Below are 21,824 nucleotides of genomic sequence, written 5' to 3'. Positions count from 1 at the left end.
AGGGGGCTCCTACTTCCGGTTCAGGTAGGCGAGACCAGGGTGCTCGCGCGTGTAGCGGTCGACGAGACGGCGGGCGACGGTGACGGAGTCGACGAGCGGGTGCAGGGCGAAGGCCTTGACCGCGGTGGTGCGGGAAGCACTCTCAGCGGCGGCCATGACCTCGCGCTCGACGGCCTTGACGCTGCACACGAGGCCGGTGGCGTGGTCCGGCAGGGGCGCCACCGAGACCGGGTGGGCACCGCCGGCGTCGACGAAGCACGGCACCTCGATGACGGCGTCCGAGTCGAGAGCAGACAGCGTGGTGCGGTTGCGGACGTTGAGGATGAGGGAGGTGCGCTCGTTCCTGGCGATGGCGCGCATCAGTGAGAGCGCGACCTGCTCGTACCCGCCGGACTCCAGGTCGCAGGCGTCCCGCTCGCCGACGCCCGCGACCTCGCGGTTCTCCGCCATGTATGTGGCTTCGCGCTCGGCGCGGGTCCGGTCCCAGGTGGCGAGGGCGGGGGCCGCTGGGTCCTTCATCTCCTCGTAGAACCGCGACTGCTGCTCGTGGAGGAAGGCGCCGCGAGTCTGGTCGGCGTGCTGGTAGGCGCTGACGGCTTCCCGGTTGAAGTAGTAGTAGTGCAGGTACTCGTTCGGGATCATGCCGAGGGACTGCAGCCACTCGGTGCCGAAGAGCTTGCCCTCCTCGAAGGACTCGAGGAGCGCCGGGTCGGCGAGCAGGCGGGGCAGCTCGTCGCGGCCGTCGATGGACAGGCCGCGCACCCAGCCGAGGTGGTTGAGGCCGACGTAGTCGATCCACGCCTTGTCCGGGTCGCCGCCAAGGACGCGCGCGATGCGGCGGCCGAGACCGACGGGCGAGTCGCAGATGCCGATGACGCGGTCGCCGAGGTACCGGGACATGGCCTCGGTGACCAGCCCGGCCGGGTTGGTGAAGTTGATGACCCAGGCGTCGGGCGCGAGACGGGCCACTCGCTGGGCGATGTCGACGGCGACGGGCACCGTGCGCAGGCCGTACGCGATGCCGCCCGCGCCGACCGTCTCCTGGCCCAGGACGCCCTCGGCCAGGGCCACGTGCTCGTCGGCCGCCCGCCCTGCCAGGCCGCCGACGCGGATCGCGGAGAAGACGAAGTCGGCGCCGGTGAGCGCCTCGTCGAGGTCGGTGGTGACGGTGACCTCAGGGGCTCCCCCATCCTCCGGCCGGGAGGTGCCCCCAGGGCTGCGTGCGGCCTGCTCGGCCAGCACCCGGGCGACGGCCGCGAGGCGTCCGGCGTCCAGGTCGTGGAGGGTGACATGCGTGACGCGGCCCTCGGCGTGATCGCCGAGCAGCGCCCCGTAGACCAGCGGCACCCGGAATCCACCGCCGCCGAGAATCGTCAGCCTCATGCCTGAACCACCTTTACGCCGGCCTCCTCGAACGCGGCGCAGGTGGCCGCGTCCGCGGAGGCGTTGGTCACTACTACGTTCAGCTCCTCGGGCCCGCAGACCTTCGCCATCCCCGTACCGGGGAACTTCCCCGCGTCGGCGAGGAGCACCACCTTCTCGCCGGCCTTGATCATCGCCCGCTTGACCGGTACCTCGACCACCGTGGTGTCCATGACCTGGCCGCCTGGGCGAACTCCGCTGGTGCCCATGAAGAGCCAGTCCGCGTGCAGCTGGCGGAGGTTGTCCTCGGTGAGGAAGCCGACGAGGGAGCGGTACTCGCGGCGGACCATGCCGCCGAGCAGCACCAGCTCGATGGCGGTGTCGTCGGCCAGTTCCTCGTACACCACGAGGTTGGACGTGATCACCGTCAGCCTGCGGCCGTGCAGCCGGCGGGCGAGGCGGAAGGCGGTGGTGCCGATGTCGAGGAGCACCGACTGGCCGTCCTCGATCATGTCCGCGGCGCGCGCCGCTACCGCGTCCTTCTCGGACACGCGGATCTCGGCGACCTCGGCGAAGGGCTGGTCGCCCTCCTCGACGACCGCACCGCCGTGGACACGGGTGAGGAGCCCCATCTCCTCCAGCTTCACCAGGTCGCGCCGCACGGTGGCGGGGCTGACCCCCAGTCGCTCGGAGAGATCCGCGACGGCCGCCGGGCCGCCGGATCGCAGGGCACGCAGGATCAGTTGGTGTCGTCGCTCAGCCAGCACGCGATGAACACTACTCGTCAATCCCAATCATTTCTATGCGCATGTTCGCTCAACTCTTGCCAAGCAGGCGTGCAGGGCGCACGATCCTGTGCACGCACTTGCAGATAGTTGACGAGAGGATGCGCTCGTGCATGAGCCGCCCCTGCTTTCGGACCGGGCCGAGGAGACCCGGCCGGACGTCCTTCTCACCGGGCTGCTCTTCTACGACGTCGTCATGACGGGACTGCCGAAGCAGCCGACCCCGGGCGAGGAGATCTGGACGGGCGGCATGGGCTCCGGCCCCGGCGGCATAGCCAATCTCGCGGTGGCCGCCGCCCGTTACGGCCTGACCACCTCGCTGGCCACCGTGTTCGGCGACGACTTCTACGGGACGTACTGCCGGAACATCCTCGCCGAACAAGAGGGCATCGACCTGTCCCTGTCCCGTACGGCACCGGGCTGGAACACACCCGTCACCTTCTCCCTGGCACAGGGCCACGACCGCGCCCTGGTCACACACGGCCAGGAACCCCCGTACTCCCAGGACCAGTTGATGCAGGGCATGCCGACCGCCCGGACCGCGATCGTGCACATCGACTCCGAGCCGCAGGAGTGGATCGCGAAGGCCTCGGCCGCCGGGACCCGGATCTTCGCGGACGTCGGCTGGGACCCCACCCAGCAGTGGTCCACCGGCATCCTGGACCAGCTCTCCCTCTGCCACGCCTTCATGCCCAACGACGGCGAGGCGATGGCCTACACACGCACGGACACCCCGGGCGCGGCACTCCGCCGGCTCGCCGAGCTCGTGCCGGTGGCGGTGGTCACCTGCGGGCGCGACGGAGCCCTCGCCATGGACCAGACGACGGGCGAGTTCGCGCAGGTCCGGGCCCTGGACATCGACGTCCTGGACGCCACGGGCGCCGGCGACGTCTTCGGTGCGAGCTTCGTCGCCGCCACCCTGGGCGGCTGGCCGCTCGCCGACCGGCTGCGCTTCGCGGGCCTCGCGGCGAGCCTGTCCGTACGGCACCACGGCGGAGCGCTCGCCGCGCCCGGCTGGTACGGCATCGACCAATGGTGGCGGACCACCGGCAGCAACGACCCCGAACTGTCCCGCGCCTACGGGTTCCTCGCCGACCGCATCCCGGCGGACCCCGGCGCGCCCGTGGGCCATGCACCTGTCACACCCCACTCCCCCAGAGACTCCGTCTCGTAGAGATCCAGCGCACACCCGAAAGGCGGTGGGAGCAGTGCACCTCCCGGCCTCGCACCGGCACGGCCTCGCCAAGGGGGCCGTCCGCTGATGGATGGGCAGCCGCCGACGCACAGACGCACTGGGGAACCACCCTCATGGACATCACAGCCCTGGGGGTTGCGCCCTTGGGAATCACCCGAGACCACCGGGTGGCAGCGGCTGCCCATGCACGCGGTGGACCGCAGGTCCGGCAGCCTCTCGCTGGATGGCAGATGGCGCTTCCAGCTGCTGCCATCGCCCGATGCGCCGCTCACCGGGGACTGGTCGGAGCTGGTGGTGCCGGGCTGCTGGACCATGCAGGACCCGCGCGATCTGCCGCAGTACACCAATGTCCAGATGCCCTGGCCGGAGTATCCGCCGTCCGTACCGGCCGCCAATCCGACAGGAGTGCATGAGAGGGATTTCGACGTCCCTGCCGACTGGGCGGGCCGCCGTATCGTGCTGCAGGTCGGCGCCGCTGAGAGCGTTCTCGTCGCCGAGGTGAACGGTCGGGCGGTGGGCATCGGCAAGGACTCGCATCTGGCGAGCGACTTCGACGTCACCGACGCAGTACGGCCCGGTGAGCGCAACACCGTACGGCTGACCGTGGTCAAGTGGTCCGACGCCTCGCACATCGAGGACCAGGATCACTGGTGGCACGGCGGCATCACCCGCTCCGTGCTCCTGTACACCACGGATCCGCTGTACCTCGCGGACGTGAGGGTGCAGGCGGAACAGGCCGGGGCGCTGCGGGTCGACTGCCAGGTGCGCGACGCACGGGGCCCGCTCCCCCAGGGCTGGTACCTCACCGGTGATCTGGACGGCATCACGCTGGCCCAGAACGCGGAACTCGACCGCGTCAACGAAGAGACCGAGCGGGTCTCGGACTTCCTCGGCGAGGCCCAGCTCTGCGCGCGCATCACGGATGTCAGGCCCTGGTCGGCCGAGTCACCCACCCTGTACGGCCTGACGGTACGGCTGCACCGCGCGGACGGGGGCGTCGCCGACACCTCGTACCACCGCATCGGCTTCCGTACGGTCGAGATCCGCGGCCGTGATCTGCTCGTCAACGGCGAGAGGGTGTTCATCCGGGGCGTCAACCGGCACGACTTCCACCCGCTCACCGGCCGCACGGTCACCCCCGCCGACATGCGGGCGGACCTGGAGACCATAAAGCGCTTCGGCTTCAACGCCGTCCGCACCTCGCACTATCCCAACGATCCGGCCCTCCTCGACCTGGCCGACGAGCTCGGCCTGTACGTCGTGGACGAGGCGAACATCGAAAGCCACGACCACGCCCATGAGATCGCCGACGACCCGCGCTATCTGCCGGCCTTCGTGGACCGGGTCTCCCGCATGGTGCTGCGCGACAAGAACCATCCGAGCGTCGTGATCTGGTCGCTGGGCAATGAGAGCGATTACGGCGCGAACCACGACGCGGCCGCGGGCTGGGTGCGCCGCCACGATCCGACGCGCCCCATCCAGTACGAGGGAGCGGCCAAGACCGACTGGTCGTCGCGCGACATAGCGAGCGACATCGTCTGCCCGATGTACGCCTCGATCGACGAGATCGTCGCCCACGCCACCTCCGGCGAGCAGACCAAGCCGCTGATCCTCTGCGAGTACTCGCACGCCATGGGCAACAGCAACGGCAGCCTCGCCGACTACTGGGAGGCCATCGAGTCCACTCCAGGGCTGCAGGGCGGCTTCGTCTGGGAGTTCTGGGACCACGGCATACTGCAGGACCTGTCCAACGGGCTCCCCGCAGGGCCGGGCACGGTCGGCGCTGGGAGGGCTTTCAGCGAAGGGGTCGCCGCTCCCGGCTACCGCTGGGCGTACGGCGGCGACTTCGGCGACACACCCAACGACGGCGTCTTCTGCGCGGACGGCATGGTCTTCCCCGACCGCACTCCGAAGCCCGCGATGTACGAACACCGTGAACTCGCCGCGCCCGTACGGCTGTCGTACGACGGCGGGCAGCTGCGGATCCACAACCGCCAGCACTTCCGCGACCTGTCCTGGCTGACCGCCGAGTGGGTGTTCTCCGCCGAGGCAGCGGGCACGCGGACCGCACCGGCCGAACTGCCGCATGTGCCGCCGGGTGAGTCCGCCGTCGTCGAGCCGCCCGCGGAGTTCCGAGCGGACCCCGGTGGCCATGGCGATGGCGAGGCCTGGCTGACGCTTCGCGTGACGACGGCGGGCGATGAGCCGTGGGCGCGACGCGGCACGGAAGTGTGCACTCCGCAGGTCCGGTTGCGGGAGCGGCCCGCGGCGCAGCCGCCGGTTCGGGTTGCGGCTCCGGCTCTGCCTGACGTAGACGTCCCGGCCGCGGCTCGGCAGATCTCCGTCACCGCACCGGTTTCCGCCGTCTCCCGCCCGGCGCTCGAGATCGATACGGACGGCCTGCTCGTCCATCCGCTGCTCACCGCGGCCCCCGTACTGAGCCTGTGGCGCGCGCCCACCGACAACGACCTGCTGGGAGGAGTCGCACAGCGCTGGCAGGAGCTGGGGCTCGACAGACTCGTACGCAAGCCGGTCTCGGCAGAGGGCCGGGCTGACCGCGTCACGGTGCTCGGCGCATACCCGACCGCCGCGGGCACGGTCGAGCACGAGCAAGTCTTCAGCCTGCTCCCCGACGGCGGACTTCTCATCGAGGAGACCGCCGTCCTCCCCGACGCGCTGACCGATGTCGCGCGGGTCGGCACGGTCTTCGAGACGGTGGAGGGCCTCGACCGGATGGAGTGGTACGGGCAGGGCCCTTGGGAGTCGTACCCGGACCGCAGAGCGGGCGCTCCCGTCGGTCACCACAGCTCCCGTGTGGACGCTCTCTTCACCCCGTATCTGCGGCCGCAGGAAAGCGGCGGACGGTGCGGCGTACGCCAGTTCTCCCTGCTGTCCGAGACGGGCGGCGGGCTCTCCGTACGGCTGGACGCCCCGCGGCAGGTCTCGGTCACCCGCTACCGGGCCGCTGATCTAGCCTCCGCCGCGCACCACGACGAGCTCGTGCCACTGCCCCGCTCCGTGGTCCACCTCGACGCGGCGCACCGCGGCCTCGGCACCGCGTCGTGCGGACCGGACACCCTTCCCAGCTACCAGGTAGGGCCCGGCGTCCACCGCTGGGCGTGGGTGCTTCGCTCACTGTGAAGATCGGCGCCTTGAACAGGTGACCCCGGACAGGAATGAAATGCGCATACTGGGACATAGAGAAATATCCCGCGTTCGTCTTTGACAAGAGTGAGGCGGCGATCATGAACAACGGCCAGGTGGCTCTGGCCTTCACCAGTGGCTATCTCTTCGGGCGCAACCACAGGACGCGATGGGCACTCGCCCTTGCCGGCGCAGCGGCAGGCAGGCGCCTCATGTCGGGCCACAGCCCGCTGGACACCAAGAAGCTGATGTCCTCTGAGGTCGGCAAGCTGACCGAGGACCTCCGCAGCCAGTTGATGTCCGCGGGCAAGTCGGCCGCTGTGGCTGCGGCCAGCCAGCGCATGGAAGCGCTGAGTGACCGACTGGAAGAGCGGACCTCGACGCTGCGCTCCCACGGGGCCGGCGAGAAGGCCGAGAAATCGAAGGGGCAAGGCACGGACCAAGCGGAAAAGTCAGGGCCTGAGCAGGTAGCGAAGTCCGGGGTCGAGCAAGTGAAGAAGACGGTACGCGGGCAGGCGGAGAAGGCGCGGCCCGCGGAACAGGCCAGGAGCGAGAAGAGCTCCGTCGGCAGCAAGCCGAGGAAGGCGGCCGACCGTCCTCCGAGGCCAACCAAGAAGGCCGCCACCGAAGACGCGCAGCAGCGAAGCCAGGGGTGAGGACCATGGCTGACCAATCGGACGGACAGCGCGCGGTCGGCGGGCTCGGCACCCTTGCCAAGGAACTGCCCACCGAGCGCCTGATCCACGACACGCAGGACCTGCTCGCCGCGATGAGCGGGCGAGCCGTGAGCAAACTGACCGAGCGTGTGACGGGCGGCACGTTGGCGGGCAAGGCGCTACTGAAGCCGCTCCTCAAAGCCGGCGTGCGCAAGGCCGCGGATAAGGCCAAGGAGGCCGTATCGGGCGCCCTGCCAGGTCGCAGCGACAAGAGCATATTCAAGGCCAGCAACATCGTCGAACAGATCGATGTCGGCGTGCCGATCTCCGTCGCCTACAACCAATGGACGGATTTCGAGCAGTTCCCTTCCTTCATGAAGAAGGTCCAGAAGGTCGAGGAGACCTCCGACACGGAACTCGAATGGAAGGCCAGGGTCTTCCTCTCCACCCGCGAATGGCATTCCGAGATCATCGAGCAGGTGCCTGACAAGCGGATCGTATGGCGCTCGAAGGCGGTTAAGGGATATGTGGACGGTGCGGTCACCTTCCACGAAGTAGCCCCCGAGCTCACGAGGATCCTGCTGGTTCTCGAGTACCACCCCAAGGGACTGTTCGAGCACACCGGAAACCTCTGGCGAGCCCCGGGGCGCCGGGCGCGTCTCGAGATGAAGCACTACCGCCGTCACGTCATGACCCGGACCCTGCTGCACCCCGAGAAGGTCGAGGGCCGGCGGGGCGAGGTGCACGAGGGAAAGGTCGTGCGCCGGGCCGAGGAGGCACGCGAGGAGCAGGAACCCGCGAAGGATCACGAGGAAGAAGCGGAAGAACAGGAAGAGGAGCCCGAGGAGACGCGAGCCGAAGGAGCGCCGGAGCCCGAGGAAGAGGAAGAGCCGGAGCGCGACTACGGAGAAGAGCCGGGCGACGAATACGAAGAGGAGCCTGAGGGCGAGGCGGAGGAAGGCGAGTACGAGGAGGAAGAGGGCGAGGGCGAAGCACAGCCGGAGGACGAGTACCCCGAGGAAGAGGACGAAGAGGACTACGTCGGGGAGGAGCGCCGGTAATGGAGAGCCGGCGCCGTGCTGGGCAGGTGGCCACCTCCTGCCCAGCACTTCGCCGATCGGCAGTTGGGCCGTCGTCCCGCATTCGCGGTGTCAGTCGGCCGCGGCGAACGCGTCCACTCCGGTGAGCTCGGCGGACAGTGCCCAAAGGCGCGCGGCCTGCTCGGGGTCGGTCGCGTAGTCCCGTACGCCGACCCGCTCGCCGTCGACCGGGGCGGGCTCGGCGATGTCGCAGTCCTCGCAGTACACGCCGCCCATGCCCTGCAGTTGCGGGGACGTCGCCGCCCACACCTGCGTCGCGGCTCCCTGCTGCGGCGTCTTGAACGCCGTCGGGTCGACCGGTTCGCCGGTCTCGTCGATCCAGCCGCGGTCGATCATTTCCTGCTTGTCGAGGTGACGCTGCAGTGGCGTGAGGATGCCGCCCGGATGCAGCGCGAACGCCCGCACACCGACGTCCCGGCCGAGGGTGTCGAGATGCACGGCGAACAGCACGTTGGCCGTCTTCGCCTGTCCGTATGCCTGCCACTTGTCGTAGCCGCGCTCGAAGTGGATGTCGTCCCAGCGGATGCCCGAGAAGTGGTGGCCTGCGGAGGAGACTGCGACGACGCGGGCCCCGCCCGGCACGATCGCCGGCCAGAGCCGGTTGACGAGCGCGTAGTGGCCCAGGTGGTTGGTCGCGAACTGGGCCTCCCAGCCGGGGCCGACCCGGGTCTCGGGACAGGCCATGACCCCGGCGTTGTCGATGACGATGTCGATCGTGCGGCCGGAGGCCAGAAAACGGTCGGAGAAGGCACGCACGCTGTCGAGGTCGGCGAGGTCCAGCTCGTCGACCTCCGCCCCCTCGATGTCCGCAACCGCATCACGGGCGGTCTCCGGCCGACGGGCCGGTACGACGACATGGGCGCCGGCGCGGGTGAGCGCACGCGTGGTCTCCAGCCCGAGGCCCGAGTAACCGCCGGTGACGACCGCGAGCTTCCCGGAGAGTTCGATTCCCTGCAGGACGTCGTCGGCGGTGCACCGCGCGCCGAATCCCGATCCGATCTTGTGCTGAGGAGTTGCCATGCCCCGGATGCTACGAATGTGAGTGCACTCCAGGGCAAGCCGACACCGCGGCACTGGCGACGCGACGCGGCACCGTCACGCGACGCGGCGCCGGACCCTCGATCAGCGCGCCAGGCCCCCTACGCGTCATCCGCCGCGTACACCCGGCGGCCCTCGACGAATGTCTGCAGGACCCGGGCCGTCGCGATCTCCTCGGGCGGCCCGGCGAAGGGGTCGCGGTCCAGGACGACGAGGTCGGCGAGCTTGCCGACGGCGATGCTGCCGGTGGTGTCGTCCAGGTGGTTCACATAGGCGCTGCCCGCCGTGTACGCGGCGATGGCGGCCCCGAGGTCGATGCGCTGCTCGGGCAGGAACACCCCGGTGCCGTCGGGCGCGGTGGGCGCGATCCGGTTGACGGCGACGTGGATGGCTGCCAGCGGGTCGGGGCTGCTGACCGGCCAGTCGCTGCCCGCCGCGAGGGTGGCGCCGGCGCGCAGCAGGTCGCCGAACGGATACTGCCACGTGCCGCGTTCGGCGCCGAGGAAGGGCAGGGTGAGCTCGTCCATCTGCGGTTCGTGGGCGGCCCAGAGCGCCTGGATGTTGGCGGTGGCGCACAGGGCGCGGAAGCGTGGGACGTCGTCGGGATGGACGACCTGGAGATGTGCCAGGTGGTGCCGCGTGTCGCGCCATCCGTTGGCGGCGCGGGCGGCCTCGACTGCGTCGAGTGCCTCGCGCACGGCGCGGTCACCGAGGGCGTGGAAGTGGACCTGGAAGCCGAGGGCGTCGAGTTCGGTGACGTACTTCCTCAGCTCGGCCGGCTCGACGAAGCTGATGCCGCTGTTGTCGGAGGCGCAGCCGCAGCCGGTGAGGTACGGATCCAGCATGGCGGCGGTGTGGTTCTCGGCGATGCCATCCTGCATGATCTTGACGGTGGTGGCCTGGAACCGGCCGCGGCTCAACTCCTTCCGCAGGGCGGCGAGTTCGGGGATCTGCTCGGCGCCCCGGCCGCGGTCCCACCACAGGGCGCCGACCACCCGGGCCGTGAGCAGCCCGTCCGCGAGGGCCGCGTGGTAAGCGGGGGCGGGGTCGGTCATGTTGGTGTAGGTGCCGATGATGGCGTCCTGCCATGCGGTGACCCCGTACGAGTGGAGTACGGCCTGAGCGCGCAGCAGTGCGGCGGTCTGTTCCTCAAGCGTGGGGTCGGGCACCAGCCGGCCCACGACGTTGGCCGCGCCTTCCTGGAGCATGCCGGTGGGGTTGCCGTCGGTGTCGCGTTCGATACGGCCGTCGGCGGGGTCCGGGGTGCGGGCATCGATGCCCGCCCGTTCCAGGGCTCGGGTGTTGACCCAGGCGCCGTGGTGGTCGCGGTTGGGCAGGAAGACGGGCCGGTCGGGGACGATCGCGTCGAGCAGGGCGGCGGTGGGGGTGCCGCCGGGGAATGCCTCCATGGACCAGCCGCCGCCGGTGATCCACTCGACGTCCGGGTGCTCGTCGGCGTATGCCTTGATGCGCCGCAGGTACTCCGCCGGGTCGACGGTGTCGCCGAGGTGGCACAGCCCCAGTTCGAGGCCCGCGCCCTGGGGGTGGACATGCGCGTCCTGGAAGCCGGGCAGCAGCAGCTTTCCGGCCAGGTCGACGACCTCGGTGCTGGGGCCGATCAGCTCGTGGACCTCGTCGTGGCCCACGGCTGCGATCCGCCCGCCGCGCACGGCCACTGCGGTGGCGCGGCTGCGGGCGGGATCGACGGTGTGGACGGGTCCGCCGGTGAGAACCAGATCGGCGGCCTGGGGGTGCGACATGAAGGTGAACTCCAGGTGGGTGCGGGTCGGACGGCCGTAGGGCCATGGGCAGGGTCGGACGGCCGCATGGTGCCATGGTCGAGGCGCGCGCCATACGGCCGTACGGTCCAAGGGCGGGACGGTAGTTGGACGACCGCACGGCGCCAAGGGCAGGACGGCGGTTGAACGACCGCACGGTGCTATGGGCTGGTCGGCGTCAGACGGCCGTACGGTCCATGGGCAGCGTGAGGGCGTCGGCGTCGGTGCCGCGTCCGGTGGTGAAGTACGGCGAGCGGCGGGCGTACTTGGCGACGGCGGCCATGACGAGTCCGGTGAAAACGATGGTGGCGGGCAGCGAGAACATGAACCAGCCGTTGTCGGGGCTGAGCTCGAAGTGGTCGCTCATGGTGAGGTACGAGTATCCGAGGTAGACGCCGAGGCCGAGCAGGACCAAGCCGGAGGCGGCAGGGACGCCGACCGCGAGCAGTGCCTCACGGAGTCCGTCGCGGCGGGCGGCGCGGAAGCGGACGGCACAGGCGAGGGCTGTGAGGCCGTAGTAGAGGGCGACGACGAGGCCGATGGCGTTGACGGCGGCCAGCAGCATGTCGCTGAGCTTGGGGATGGCCACGGCCAGCAGGGCGATTCCGGCAGCGATCGACATCACGATGACGGTTCCGGCGGCGGGGGTGCCGTACCTGGGATGGACGCGGGTCCAGACCGGGCCCAGGGTGCGGTCGCGGCCCATGGCCAGCAGCCCGCGGGCGGTGGGGATCACGGCTGCCTGAACGGAGGCGACGGCCGAGAACATCAGCGCGAGCAGGGGCAGGCTCGCCCACGGTTCGGCGGCCAGCTTGGCGCCGAGGTACGGGAGGGCCTGGGGGCCGTTCTTGATGAGTTCGGGCAGGCTCATCTCCCGCTGGAAGGCGATGGAGGCGAAGAGGAACAGGCCGAGCATGGCGAACAGGGCGATGAAACCGCCGCGGGCCGAGTCGCCGGGGCTCTTGGTCTCCTCGGTGACGCTGAAGGCCGCGTCCCAGCCCCAGAAGAAGAACACCGCGAGGACCAGGCCCTGAGCGAACGCCGTGCCGCTGGTCATCTCGAACGGGTTGAACCACGACAGCGAGAACTCCTGCGAGCCCGTGACCAGTGCCCACGTACAGAAGCCCAGCAGCACGGCGTACTCGAAGATCAGGAGGCCGAACTGCAGCCGGGTTGCGCTGCGCACCCCGGTCACGGCCAGGACCGTGACGGCCGTCAGGGTCACCAGTCCGACGCCGGTGCTGACGGCGGTGGACGTCGGGTCGAGAGCGATACCGGCGAGGCTGTCCAGGCCCGCCTTGTTGGCGAAGATCAGCACGACCGAGCCGGTGACCGCGCTGGTGTAGGCGAGGAAGATGATCGAGCCGACCAGGTTGACCCAGCCGGTCAGGAAGCCGGGCCAGGGGCCGAGGGACTTGCCGACCCATACGTAGCCGTTACCGCAGTTGGGTTCCGAGCGGTTGAGGCGGGCGTAGGCGGTGGCGATGCCGAGCACGGGCAGGAACGCCAGCAGCAGGAGGGCGGGGCCCTGGAGCCCCACGGTGGCGGCGATGGTGCCCATGCCGATGGCGATGCTGGTGGTGGCCGCCGTGCTGGAGGCGGCGATGGCGACGCCGTCGACGACGCCGAGGGAGCGGCGCAGTGGTGTGGGAGACGCCGGCGGGGCTGGTCTGGCTGCGTTGTGGGACATCAGGGGCTCCTCGCGAGGACGGGGACGGGCGGGGGAAGAGCCGTACGGGGATGTGATGGAACAACGGGGGCACACTTTGCGTCAACGGTGTTGACATAAGCGTTTACCGGGCCGTTCACTGCACCTGGCCGCCACAGAGCGAGAGGAGCTGCTATGCCCACCCGTGTCCCCAAGGAGAGCAGACGCCGTCGCCCCACCCGTTCGGGAGTGCTCCTGTCCCAGGACCTGATCGTGGGGACCGCGCTGCGGCTCATCGGCGAGCACGGCCCGGAGGCACTGAGCGTACGTCGTCTGGGCAGCGCCCTGGGATGCGACCCGAGCGCGCTCTACCGTTACTTCCGCAACACCGACGACCTGCTGCTGGCCGTCGCCGACCGGATCATCGGGGACTCCATGGAGGGGTTCACGCCCGGCCCCGACTGGGTCGCCTCGCTCCGCGAGATGGCGCTGCGGGTGCGCGCCGGATACCTCGCCCATCCGCGTGCGGCCGCCATGGCCTCGTACCGTGTGACCCGCCGCGAGAACGAGTTCCGTGCCGTGGAGACCGGCGTGGGCCTGCTGCTGTCGGCGGGCTTCGCCCCTGATCGCGCTGTCCGTCTCTACCTGGCGTTCATCGACACCGTCATCAGCCACGCGGCCATGGACGCCGCCTGCCTGGCGCTCCCCCGGCAACAGCGTGAAGCCGACGAGCAGGCATGGACGGAGGTCTACCAGGCCGCGGCCCCGGAGGCGTACCCGGCCCTGAGCACGGTACGTGGCGAGCTGCACGCCATGGCGGAGAGCTCGTTCGAGGAGGCGGTGGACCTGCTGCTGGCCGCCCTAGCCGCTCGTGCGCCGGCGGGGCACCGCTGACGGATCTCGTGCACCGACTGGGCACCGCTGACGGATCGGCAACGGCTTCGCACACGCGCGGCCCGGCAGCAACGTCGTTGCGCGACCCGCCCGTCTCCGCTTGGATTCCGCCCATGACGCCAGCGGAGCACGCCGGACCCGGACCCCAGCCCACCCACCGCTTCGCCGACCAGGAGGCCTGGACGGTGTGGCTGGAGGAGTACCACGACCAGAGCAGCGGCGTGTGGCTGCGCATAGCGAAGAAGGGCACGGGCGAGACGACGGTCACCGTTACCGAGGCCCTCGACATGGCCCTGTGCTTCGGGTGGATCGACGGGCAGCGCAAGCGGGAGGACGACACGTACTTCCTGCAGCGGTACTGCCCGCGCCGCCCGCGCAGCACGTGGTCGCAGATCAACCGGGAGAAGGTGCGGGTCCTCACCGAGCGGGGTCTGATGCGGCCGGCGGGGCTGCGCGAGGTGGAGCGGGCGAAGACGGACGGCCGCTGGGAGGCCGCGTACGCAGGTCAGGCCGCGGCGACCGTACCCGAGGACCTGCAGGCCGCGCTGGACGCCGACCCCGTGGCGGCCGCGTTCTATGCCGGCCTCGACAGCCGCAACCGCTACGCCCTGTACCACCGCCTGCAGACCGCGAAGCGTGCCGAGACGCGGGCCCGGCGCCTGGCGCAGTTCGTGGAGATGCTGCGCGAAGGGCGGAAGTTCTACGAGTAGTGCGCCCGTTGGCCCTTCAGAGCGCTGCGCGGACCCTGCTTACTACCTCCGGGGCCCTCCTGACCGCCGCCGGGAGAACGAGCGAGCTCGCGGTCGCGCCCGCCGCTGCGGACAGGGCGATGGCCCAACCGATCGGGCCGAGTGGGGTGCATCCGAAGAAGTGGCTGAGGCCGGGGGTCTGGACGACGGCCGCGAGTGCGGCCATGGAGCCGAGGGACGCGGCGACGATCGTCCGGCTGCGGCCGCCGGCCAGCAGCGTCTGCCCCAGTTGCGTGCCCACGAGCGCGACCAGGGCGACGGTGCGGGCGCGGGCGGCGCGGCCCGTGAATCGGGCGGCGAGCCAGCCGGCGGTGGCGCCCAGAGTGGTGGCCACGGCGCGTACGACGGTCTCCTCGGTGAGGGCCGAGCCGAGGGACGCCTCGGGCCCTTCGTGGAGCATGCGCTCGGCCGCCTCGGGGTGCGGCGGGCGCAGCGCGACGGCCATGGCCGGGGCGAGGTCGGTGAAGAGGTTGACCAGCAGGAGTTGACGGGCCGTCAGTGGAGAGGTGCCGGTGGCCGCCGCACCCAGCAGCGTGAAGGCGATCTCACCGAGGTTGCCGCCGACGAGGATCGCCAGGGCCTGGCGTACGGACGCCCACATGGCGCGGCCCTCCACGAGTGCGGCGAGGACCGTCTCCAGCTGGTTGTCGGTCACGACGAGGTCGGCGGCCGCGCGTGCGGCCGGGGTGGCCCGCTTCCCGAAGGCGATGCCGACGTCGGCGAGCCGGATGGCGGGGGCGTCGTTGGCGCCGTCGCCGGTCATGGCGACCGTCCGGCCGAGGCGCTGGAACGCCCGCACCACGCGGACCTTGTGGACCGGTGTGCCGCGGGCGACGACGCCGACCTCGGGCAGCAGCCTGTCCAGGGCGCGGTCGTCGAGCTCGTCGAGTTCGGCACCGGTCACCATCCGGCGGCCGTCCAGGACGCCGAGGTCCCTGGCCATGGCCTCGGCGGTGCCGGGGTGGTCGCCGGTGATCATCACGATGTGCACGCCGGCGTCAACGAGTCGGCGTACCGCGTCGGCGGCGGTGCCGCGCACGCGGTCGGCGAAGGGGAGGAAGCCGAGGAAGTCCAGTCCGGTGACCGCTTCGTCGGTGAGTTCGCCGTCGGTGGTGTCCCTCAACTCCGCTACGGCGAGGATGCGGTGGCCCTCGGCGGCCAGTTTCTCGCCGGCCGCCAGGATGGCGTCCCTGCCCTGCTGGTCCAGGGGCTTGCCGCCTCGGGTGGCGCATCGCTCCACAACCTCTTCCGGCGCTCCCTTCACCGACAGCATCCACCTCCCGCCGCAGCGGCCCAGGGTGGCGTGGAAGCCGCGGCTCGGCTCGAACGGCAGGCTGGCGGAACGCCGCCAGCCCGGCGCGGCGGTCGTGCGGCTCACGCCCGCCTCCTCGGCGCCCGCGACGACCGCGCCATCGGTGGCGTGTTCGAGGCCGTGGTCGCCGTGCGCGCGCGGCGTGGCCCGCAGCGCGGCGGCGAGTACGGCGCGCTGCGGTTCCGCCAGATCCTCGAGCGGGCGGCTGTCGCCGTCCGACGAGACGGCGACCAGCGAGATCCGGCCATGCGTGAGGGTGCCGGTCTTGTCGAAGCACAGCACGTCGGTGCGCCCGGCCGCCTCGATCGTACGGGGGTCGCGCACCAGGGCGCCTCGTGCGGACAGCCTGCGGGCGGCGGCGAGTTGGGCGGCCGACACGAGGAACGGCAGCCCTTCCGGCACGCTCGCCACCGCAAGCCCCACGCCCGCCCCGATGGTGTCGCGCGGGGGCCGGCCGCGCAGCAGGCCCGCGGCCATCACGGCCCCGGCCGAACCGAGCGCCACCGGCATCGTGGTGCGGGTGATATCGGCCAGGCGGCGTTCGACGCCGACGGACGGTGCTGCGCGCCGATCGCCCACCGTGGCACGGCCCGCCTCCGTGGCGGTACCGGTGGCGACGACCAGGGCCCGGCCTCGTCCGGCGGCCACGGTGGTGCCCTCGTAGACCATGGAGGTACGGTCCGCCACGGCCGATGCCAGCACGGGGGCTGGATCCTTGGCGACCGGCAGGGACTCGCCGGTGAGCGCGGACTCGTCAGCCTCGAAGTGGTGGGCCTCCAGAAGGCGGGAGTCAGCGGGTACGACATCGCCGGCGTTCAGGATCACCACGTCTCCCACGGCCAGTTCGTCGGCCGGGACGCTGATCTCCTGCCCGTCGCGTACCACTGTGGCCATGACCGCCGACTCACGGCGCAGCCGGGCGACGGCCCGGTCTGTCGAGTGGCGCTGGAGCGCTCCGATAAGCCCGGACAGGGCGGTGACGGCGATGATCAGCCCGGCGTCGAGGACCGCACCGACCGCCGCTGACAGGGCCGCTCCGGCTCCGAGGATCGGCGTGAGCGGGTTGGCCATTTCCGTGAGATAGGCCCTGAACAGCGAGGAGGCAGGGGCCTGTTCGCCCGTCGGGGCGGCGCGCGCTTCAGCTTCCTCGGCCGTAAGTCCGGTGTCCCGCGCGCCAGTTCGGGCAAGCACGGTGGCCGGGTCCATTGCATGCCAGGGGTGCCGACTGGTGGCTGGCGGGGCGGGGCGCCTCAACAGCCGCACGGCCGACCAGACGCCGGTCGCGATGCCGAGGGCGGCGGCTCCGTTGAAGGCCGTCATGCTGTTGGCGGCCGTACGCCGGGAGCGTCCGGCCATGGCCGTGGCCGCGCCTATGGCGGCCGACGCCTGTGCGAGCCGGACGCCGCGGTGTGCGGCTTCGCGTGCGGCGCGGCATGCTTCCACGACCACGACGGCCGCGGCGGGATCGGCGTCGACGTACAGGTCGGCGCCCCAGGGCGGCGCGCCGTCCGGGCCGGTCACCCCCACGCCGACGTCGGCGGCCTGTAGCGCGGCCCGGTGCCGGGAGATGACGAGCACGCCGGTGCCGTCCCGCTGCAGGGCCCGTACGGAGTCGGGCAGCCGGTCGCCGCCGTCCATCACGCCGTCGGCCTCGCGTACGGCCGCATCGGACGTGTGCTCGCCCGCGGCCAGGACGGTGAGCCCGGCTGCCTGGGCGGCGGGGACGAGAGCGCTCGCGGTGTCGTGGACCTCTGGTGTCACGCTGATGACGGCCATCAGACGCCGTTCGTGCGCCAGGCCCAGTACGAAGTGCGCGCCGCCGCGCCGGAGTCTGTTGCGGGCCTGGGCGCCCGTGCGTCCCTGGAGCGGCAGGCGCTCGATGGGCCCCAGCGACCAGGCGCCGTCCCGGTGGATCTGGTCGGGGGCGGAGCGGTCGAAGAGCCGGTGCGCCGTCGCGGCGAGTTCTCCGGGGGGCGCGTCCTCGTCGAGGGGCACCAGGTCGGCAAGGAGATACGCGCCCGTGCCCAGGATGTCCGTGTCGAGCAGGACGGGGCCGATCCGGTCCAGTTTCCGAAGCGCGTCCGGCCGCGCAATGACGGTGCCCTGGCGGGCCAGTCCCCGGCCCAGAACGCAGGCGAAGCCTTCGCGGGCCACCACCGGTGCTTTGGGGATCGCTGAGAGCGCTCCCGCCGCCGCTCGGGCGGGGCGCCGGGTCACGAGCAGCGAACCGGCGAAGGAGGCTGCCGCGACGGCTGCCGCCTGGTCCGCGTAGCGCTCGACCGGCCCGTCGTTCAGGGGCACTTCGCGTGGCGGGGGCGTTCCCGTCGCCCCGGTAGCGTCGGCTCCCTGCGGGGCACCCATGAGGCGGGACTCTGCCGCGGTCCAGGCCTCGCGCTCGGCGTCGGCTTCGAGCACGCGCAGGGCATGCCGGACGGTGTCCACGCCGATTCCGAAGAAACCGCCGGTGCCGGCCTGGAAGAGGGCGGCCGCGCCCGTCATCACCATGTTGGCGTGCCGGGCGCCGAGAGCGCTCTCCACGAGGCGCCGCAACCGGGGCTGGTAGTCGACCAGCGGGACGAGCGCCGCGACCCCGGCCGGGATGGGCGTGCGGCGGGTGAACCGTACCGCGGTGGCCAAGGGTGCGGCGGCGAGATGCAGGGCCATGGCGCCCACCGCGCGCCGGACCGGCCCTCCCGACTGCGGGTGCTCGGGCAGCGGCCCCTCGACGCCGTGCTTCTCCTCGACCGCCTCGACCGCGTCGATCAGTGCCTCCACGATCGCCTCGGCCTCGGCCTCGCCGTCGGTGGTGACGACGGCCTGCTCCAGGACGGTGTTCACCACGGCCCAGCGCACGGAGGGCACGGCGGAGAGCGCTTCCTCAAGGTCCCGCGCGAGCAGCGCCGCGTCGGCCTCACTGCGGTCACGCAGCCCGCGTACCGCGACGTGCATCCGCTCCTCGAAGGGCCGCACCCGCGGCTCGGTGGCGCCACTCAGCACACCGGCAGCGGACGACGCGACAGCGCGCAGTAGTCCGCTTGCCGGAATACCCACTGTGCGTCACCCGCTTTCTGGGCTTGGCGTGTCTCATTCGCCGTCACACGGGTAGCCGGGAATCACAGCTTCAATCGACGCGCTTTCGGTGGCGCTGTGCGTCCGAGAGCGCGCCAGAATTGAAAGTGGCGAATGACGCACCGGTCTCGGACGAAAGGAGGAGACGGATGCCCAGGACAGCCACGCGGAAGACTACGGCGTCGAAGACCACGACGCCGCGAGCCGCGCCGCGCAAGAGGGCCGAAGCGACGCAGGTGGAGGCGAAAGCGACGCGGGCCCAGGACAAGCAGACCGAAAGGAGCGAGGAGACCCAGGTTCACCAGGGGCCGGGGGGTCTGACGCTGCACACGCACACGTATCACCCTCCGATGCCGGTTCCGTATCTCACCCGGAAGGACCTGGCCGCCACCGCCCGAGCGGCTACGTCGATGCTGCCCGGCATGGCGGGACGGCCGCAGGGCAAGGACCTTCTCTTCTACGGCGGCCTGGGAGCGATGACCGTGGCCGGCGCCCTCGAGTGGCCGGTCGCCCTTGCCGTCGGCGGAGCCACCTGGCTGGTGCGCAGCAAGAGAAAGGAAGAGCGTAGGGCAGGCATGGAGTCGCGGGAGGAAAGCGGCTCCCGCAGGCCCGCCGGCAGGGCTGCCTGATCGATGTCACGTTCCGGCGCGCGGCGGCGTGGGCCTCGTCGTGCGCCGGGGAATTCAGACGGCGGCTGTGAGGAATCAGGCGGCGGCCATTACCGGTGCCGTGCGCAGTGACCGCGAGTACGCCGTCCACAGCTGCCACAGAACGCGAAGGATGATCGCCTCGGCAAGCGCGGCGCCGGCCTTCGCGAGTACTGCTACAAGAAACTCGCCCATGATGCTGTCTTTCTGTGTTCGGAATGCGGGTGTCCGCTTTCTGAATGTGGCTGCTTTGATGATCTCAGGGCCGTCATTCAGCCGTATGGCCGATGGCGCTTAGGTGAACGGAAGGTGTTTGCGGGTGCCCCGCGGCGGTGCGTGCCGCGGCAGGTACTGAGAGCTCACCTCGCAGGCACTGAGAGCTCACCCGGCACGCACTGAGAGCGCTCCCGGCGGGCACTGAAAGCGGCACTCGGCGTGGAATGAGAGCGCTTCCGGCAGGCACCGAGAGCGCTCCCGCCGTCACTCCGCGAGCGAGATACGGATACCGACCGTCCCGTTCACGCCGCGTCGCAGTCGGCTGCCAAGCAGCGTCAACCGGCCGATGAGGCCGTATTTCCGAGCGATCAGGCCCCGATAGCGGGCCGTGGCGGCCTGGTCGCAGATCTCAGCGGTGGCCGGGATCTGATCGCCGGTCGGATTCCCCCGCAGATCGCATGGGCCCACCAGCACATCGGCGCGGTGGCGGATCCGCTTCACCTTCCAGGAGTCCGCGGCCGTCCACACGCCGAGGGCGGTGCCGTCCCGGACCACCCATACGGGCGTGGACACGGGAGTGCCGTTCCTGCGGTAGCTGGTGACCAGAAGGTACTTACCGCTTGCGAGCCGTGTCGGCAGTGTCTCGTCCATGGCCGCCTGGCATATCACATACCGGCGAGTACGGGACCCATGCCGGCGAGCAGGCCAGGCCAGCCCTGCCCCATGCCGTCGAACGCCGCCTTGCCCATCGGCGAGTCGAGATCGAACCCGGCGTGCTCGAGGAACAGCCGGGTGCCGTTCCCCTCGGGTTCCAGGCGCCAGGTGATCGTGGTGTCGAGCGACCCCTCGGCGAAGGTGTAGCTGATCATGCGTTCCGGTTCGACGGCGATCACTTCGCACGGCTGCGAGCCCCACGGGCCCATGTCCAGGGTGAAGCGGTGCCCGACGACGGGCCGTACGTCTCCCTCGGCCCACCACCGTGCATGCAGCTGCGGATCGGTCAGGACCTGCCACACCTTCGCCGGAGGGTGGGCCAGGAACTGGTCGCATCGGATCACTGAGGGTTCGGTCATGGGTTTTCCTCGTCGAGCAGGTCACGGAGCGAGCGCATCCGTGCACGCCAGTAGTGTTCGAAGGGGTGGAGCCACTCGCGGACTTCGTCCAGCGGCTGCGGCTCGAGGTGGTAGTAGCGCTGCCGACCTCTGGGCTCCTCCCTCACCAGGTTGGCCTGGCGTAGGACCTGAAGGTGCTCCGAGACGGCAGGCCGGCTCAGCTCGAACTCGCTCACGAGGTCGTTGACCGCGCGCGGACCGTCGCGCAGCGCGTCGAGCAGCCGACGGCGCACCGGGTTGGCCAGTGCGCTGAAGACGTCGTGTGTCGCCACCCCCAGAAAATACGTCGGAAATCTCCGACACGTCAAACGCCGGCCGGCCCTGCCCAGGGCGACGTGGACGTTCGTCGCAGCTGCCCGTGGCTCGCGTAGCGATCACCGACCGGTCACGTGACCATGGGGGTGGGCCTCGGCACGCCCGGCCCACGCAGAGGCCGGCCCACCCGGGGCCCGGTGCAGCCCGGACCCGGCACATCCGGTGTCGCGGACGATCCGACCGGGTCGCGGACCATCCGACCGGTGGGGGATGGCGTGGACAGGAGAAAGCAATGGACGGCTACACGCACCTCGCGTACGACTACCCGGTACTGGGCGCGTTCTGGACGATGATGTGGATCTTCCTGTGGGTCATGTGGCTCTTCCTGCTCTTCCGGATCGTCTTCGACATCTTCCGCGACGACAGCATGAACGGGTGGGCGAAGGCGGGGTGGCTCCTTTTCGTACTGGTCCTCCCGTTCCTCGGCTGCTTCGTGTACCTCCTCGCCCGCGGCAAGGACATGGGCAAGCGTGAGATAGAGCAGGCACGGGCCCAGCAGAAGGCGTTCGACAGCTACATCCGCGAGACCGCGGCAGGCGCGGGCAAGCCGAGCGAGGTCGAGGAACTCGCGAGGCTGTCGGAGATCAAGGCCAGGGGCCACCTCTCGGAAGAGGAGTTCCAGCGGGCCAAGGAGAAGATCCTGCACTGAACCCGCAGGGCGTCCGCCGCACCACGTGCTCGGGGTGCGAGGAGCCGGGAGCGTGCGTCACCGCGATCGCCCAGGCCTCGCGGTCGGAGACGGCGGCGATGTCGAGCGCCCTGAAGGCCAGTTCCAGCCCGCCCTCGCCGTGACTCCGAAAGGCG

18 protein-coding genes are annotated in these 21,824 nt (G+C 70.8%); 8 read left to right on the top strand and 10 right to left on the bottom strand.

Features of this window, described 5'->3' with window-relative positions; translation table 11 throughout:
* Positions 1–9 precede the first annotated feature (9 nt).
* Together ABT009_RS04115 and ABT009_RS04110 are read right to left on the bottom strand one after the other, a co-directional pair.
* Positions 10–1,383, bottom strand: a complete 1,374-nt coding sequence (locus ABT009_RS04115; RefSeq protein ID WP_351289288.1) for a 6-phospho-beta-glucosidase — start codon at positions 1,381–1,383, stop codon at positions 10–12.
* Positions 1,380–2,129, bottom strand: a complete 750-nt coding sequence (locus tag ABT009_RS04110; RefSeq protein WP_351289286.1) for a DeoR/GlpR family DNA-binding transcription regulator — start codon at positions 2,127–2,129, stop codon at positions 1,380–1,382. Before ABT009_RS04110 ends, ABT009_RS04115 begins: the two co-directional genes overlap by 4 nt.
* Before the next feature lie 214 nt (positions 2,130–2,343).
* On the opposite strand from ABT009_RS04110, the gene ABT009_RS04105 reads away from it, so the two are divergent.
* The 4 genes from ABT009_RS04105 to ABT009_RS04090 all read left to right on the top strand — a co-directional run bounded on the left by ABT009_RS04105 (position 2,344) and on the right by ABT009_RS04090 (position 8,203).
* Positions 2,344–3,321, top strand: coding sequence for a PfkB family carbohydrate kinase (locus ABT009_RS04105; protein WP_351289536.1), 978 nt, complete (start codon positions 2,344–2,346; stop codon positions 3,319–3,321).
* Positions 3,322–3,525: 204 nt separating this feature from the next.
* Positions 3,526–6,483 carry a glycoside hydrolase family 2 TIM barrel-domain containing protein gene (locus tag ABT009_RS04100; RefSeq protein WP_351289284.1) on the top strand — a complete coding sequence of 986 codons (2,958 nt, stop codon included), beginning with the start codon at positions 3,526–3,528 and terminating at the stop codon, positions 6,481–6,483.
* A gap of 104 nt (positions 6,484–6,587) precedes the next feature.
* Positions 6,588–7,142 (top strand): hypothetical protein, encoded by a 555-nt coding sequence (locus tag ABT009_RS04095; protein WP_351289282.1) that lies wholly within the window; start codon positions 6,588–6,590, stop codon positions 7,140–7,142.
* A 5-nt stretch (positions 7,143–7,147) separates the two neighbouring features.
* The gene (locus ABT009_RS04090; RefSeq protein WP_351289280.1) at positions 7,148–8,203 is read left to right on the top strand and encodes an SRPBCC family protein; all 1,056 of its coding nucleotides are present in this window, start codon (positions 7,148–7,150) and stop codon (positions 8,201–8,203) included.
* A 90-nt stretch (positions 8,204–8,293) separates the two neighbouring features.
* On the opposite strand, the gene ABT009_RS04085 is transcribed toward ABT009_RS04090, so the two are convergent.
* The 3 genes from ABT009_RS04085 to ABT009_RS04075 form a co-directional block, all read right to left on the bottom strand.
* The gene (locus tag ABT009_RS04085; protein WP_351289278.1) at positions 8,294–9,262 is read right to left on the bottom strand and encodes an SDR family NAD(P)-dependent oxidoreductase; all 969 of its coding nucleotides are present in this window, start codon (positions 9,260–9,262) and stop codon (positions 8,294–8,296) included.
* 119 nt (positions 9,263–9,381) lie between these two features.
* Positions 9,382–11,040: an amidohydrolase gene (locus ABT009_RS04080; RefSeq protein ID WP_351289276.1), complete on the bottom strand. Its 1,659-nt coding sequence runs from the start codon at positions 11,038–11,040 to the stop codon at positions 9,382–9,384.
* 196 nt (positions 11,041–11,236) lie between these two features.
* Positions 11,237–12,748, bottom strand: a complete 1,512-nt coding sequence (locus ABT009_RS04075) for an APC family permease (protein ID WP_351289274.1) — start codon at positions 12,746–12,748, stop codon at positions 11,237–11,239.
* Between the two features lie 153 nt (positions 12,749–12,901).
* On the opposite strand from ABT009_RS04075, the gene ABT009_RS04070 reads away from it, so the two are divergent.
* Complete coding sequence (locus tag ABT009_RS04070) at positions 12,902–13,600, top strand: TetR/AcrR family transcriptional regulator (RefSeq protein ID WP_351289272.1); 699 nt, start codon at positions 12,902–12,904, stop codon at positions 13,598–13,600.
* 113 nt (positions 13,601–13,713) lie between these two features.
* Positions 13,714–14,310, top strand: coding sequence for a YdeI/OmpD-associated family protein (locus ABT009_RS04065; protein WP_351289270.1), 597 nt, complete (start codon positions 13,714–13,716; stop codon positions 14,308–14,310).
* A 16-nt stretch (positions 14,311–14,326) separates the two neighbouring features.
* Here the strand turns inward: ABT009_RS04065 and ABT009_RS04060 are convergent, their stop codons facing one another.
* A complete protein-coding gene (locus tag ABT009_RS04060; protein ID WP_351289268.1) occupies positions 14,327–18,658 on the bottom strand; it encodes a cation-translocating P-type ATPase in 4,332 nt (1,443 codons plus the stop codon).
* Between the two features lie 221 nt (positions 18,659–18,879).
* On the opposite strand from ABT009_RS04060, the gene ABT009_RS04055 reads away from it, so the two are divergent.
* Complete coding sequence (locus tag ABT009_RS04055) at positions 18,880–19,359, top strand: hypothetical protein (RefSeq protein ID WP_351289266.1); 480 nt, start codon at positions 18,880–18,882, stop codon at positions 19,357–19,359.
* A gap of 75 nt (positions 19,360–19,434) precedes the next feature.
* Here ABT009_RS04055 and ABT009_RS04050 read toward each other — a convergent pair whose 3' ends face one another.
* The 4 genes from ABT009_RS04050 to ABT009_RS04035 all read right to left on the bottom strand — a co-directional run bounded on the left by ABT009_RS04050 (position 19,435) and on the right by ABT009_RS04035 (position 20,977).
* Entirely contained in the window at positions 19,435–19,572 is a 138-nt protein-coding gene (locus ABT009_RS04050) for a hypothetical protein (protein WP_351289264.1), read from the bottom strand.
* A gap of 285 nt (positions 19,573–19,857) precedes the next feature.
* Entirely contained in the window at positions 19,858–20,244 is a 387-nt protein-coding gene (locus ABT009_RS04045) for a PPOX class F420-dependent oxidoreductase (RefSeq protein WP_351289262.1), read from the bottom strand.
* A gap of 14 nt (positions 20,245–20,258) precedes the next feature.
* Entirely contained in the window at positions 20,259–20,666 is a 408-nt protein-coding gene (locus ABT009_RS04040) for an SRPBCC family protein (RefSeq protein ID WP_351289260.1), read from the bottom strand.
* The gene (locus ABT009_RS04035) at positions 20,663–20,977 is read right to left on the bottom strand and encodes an ArsR/SmtB family transcription factor (RefSeq protein WP_351289258.1); all 315 of its coding nucleotides are present in this window, start codon (positions 20,975–20,977) and stop codon (positions 20,663–20,665) included. Before ABT009_RS04035 ends, ABT009_RS04040 begins: the two co-directional genes overlap by 4 nt.
* Before the next feature lie 275 nt (positions 20,978–21,252).
* On the opposite strand from ABT009_RS04035, the gene ABT009_RS04030 reads away from it, so the two are divergent.
* The gene (locus ABT009_RS04030) at positions 21,253–21,669 is read left to right on the top strand and encodes an SHOCT domain-containing protein (RefSeq protein ID WP_351289256.1); all 417 of its coding nucleotides are present in this window, start codon (positions 21,253–21,255) and stop codon (positions 21,667–21,669) included.
* The last annotated feature ends 155 nt before the right edge of the window (positions 21,670–21,824 follow it).

The organism is Streptomyces sp. NPDC002896 (assembly GCF_040295225.1).
Taxonomy (GTDB): Bacteria; Actinomycetota; Actinomycetes; order Streptomycetales; family Streptomycetaceae; genus Streptomyces.
Note: the sequence above shows the minus strand (reverse complement) of the source record. Positions and strands in the feature narration are given on the sequence as shown.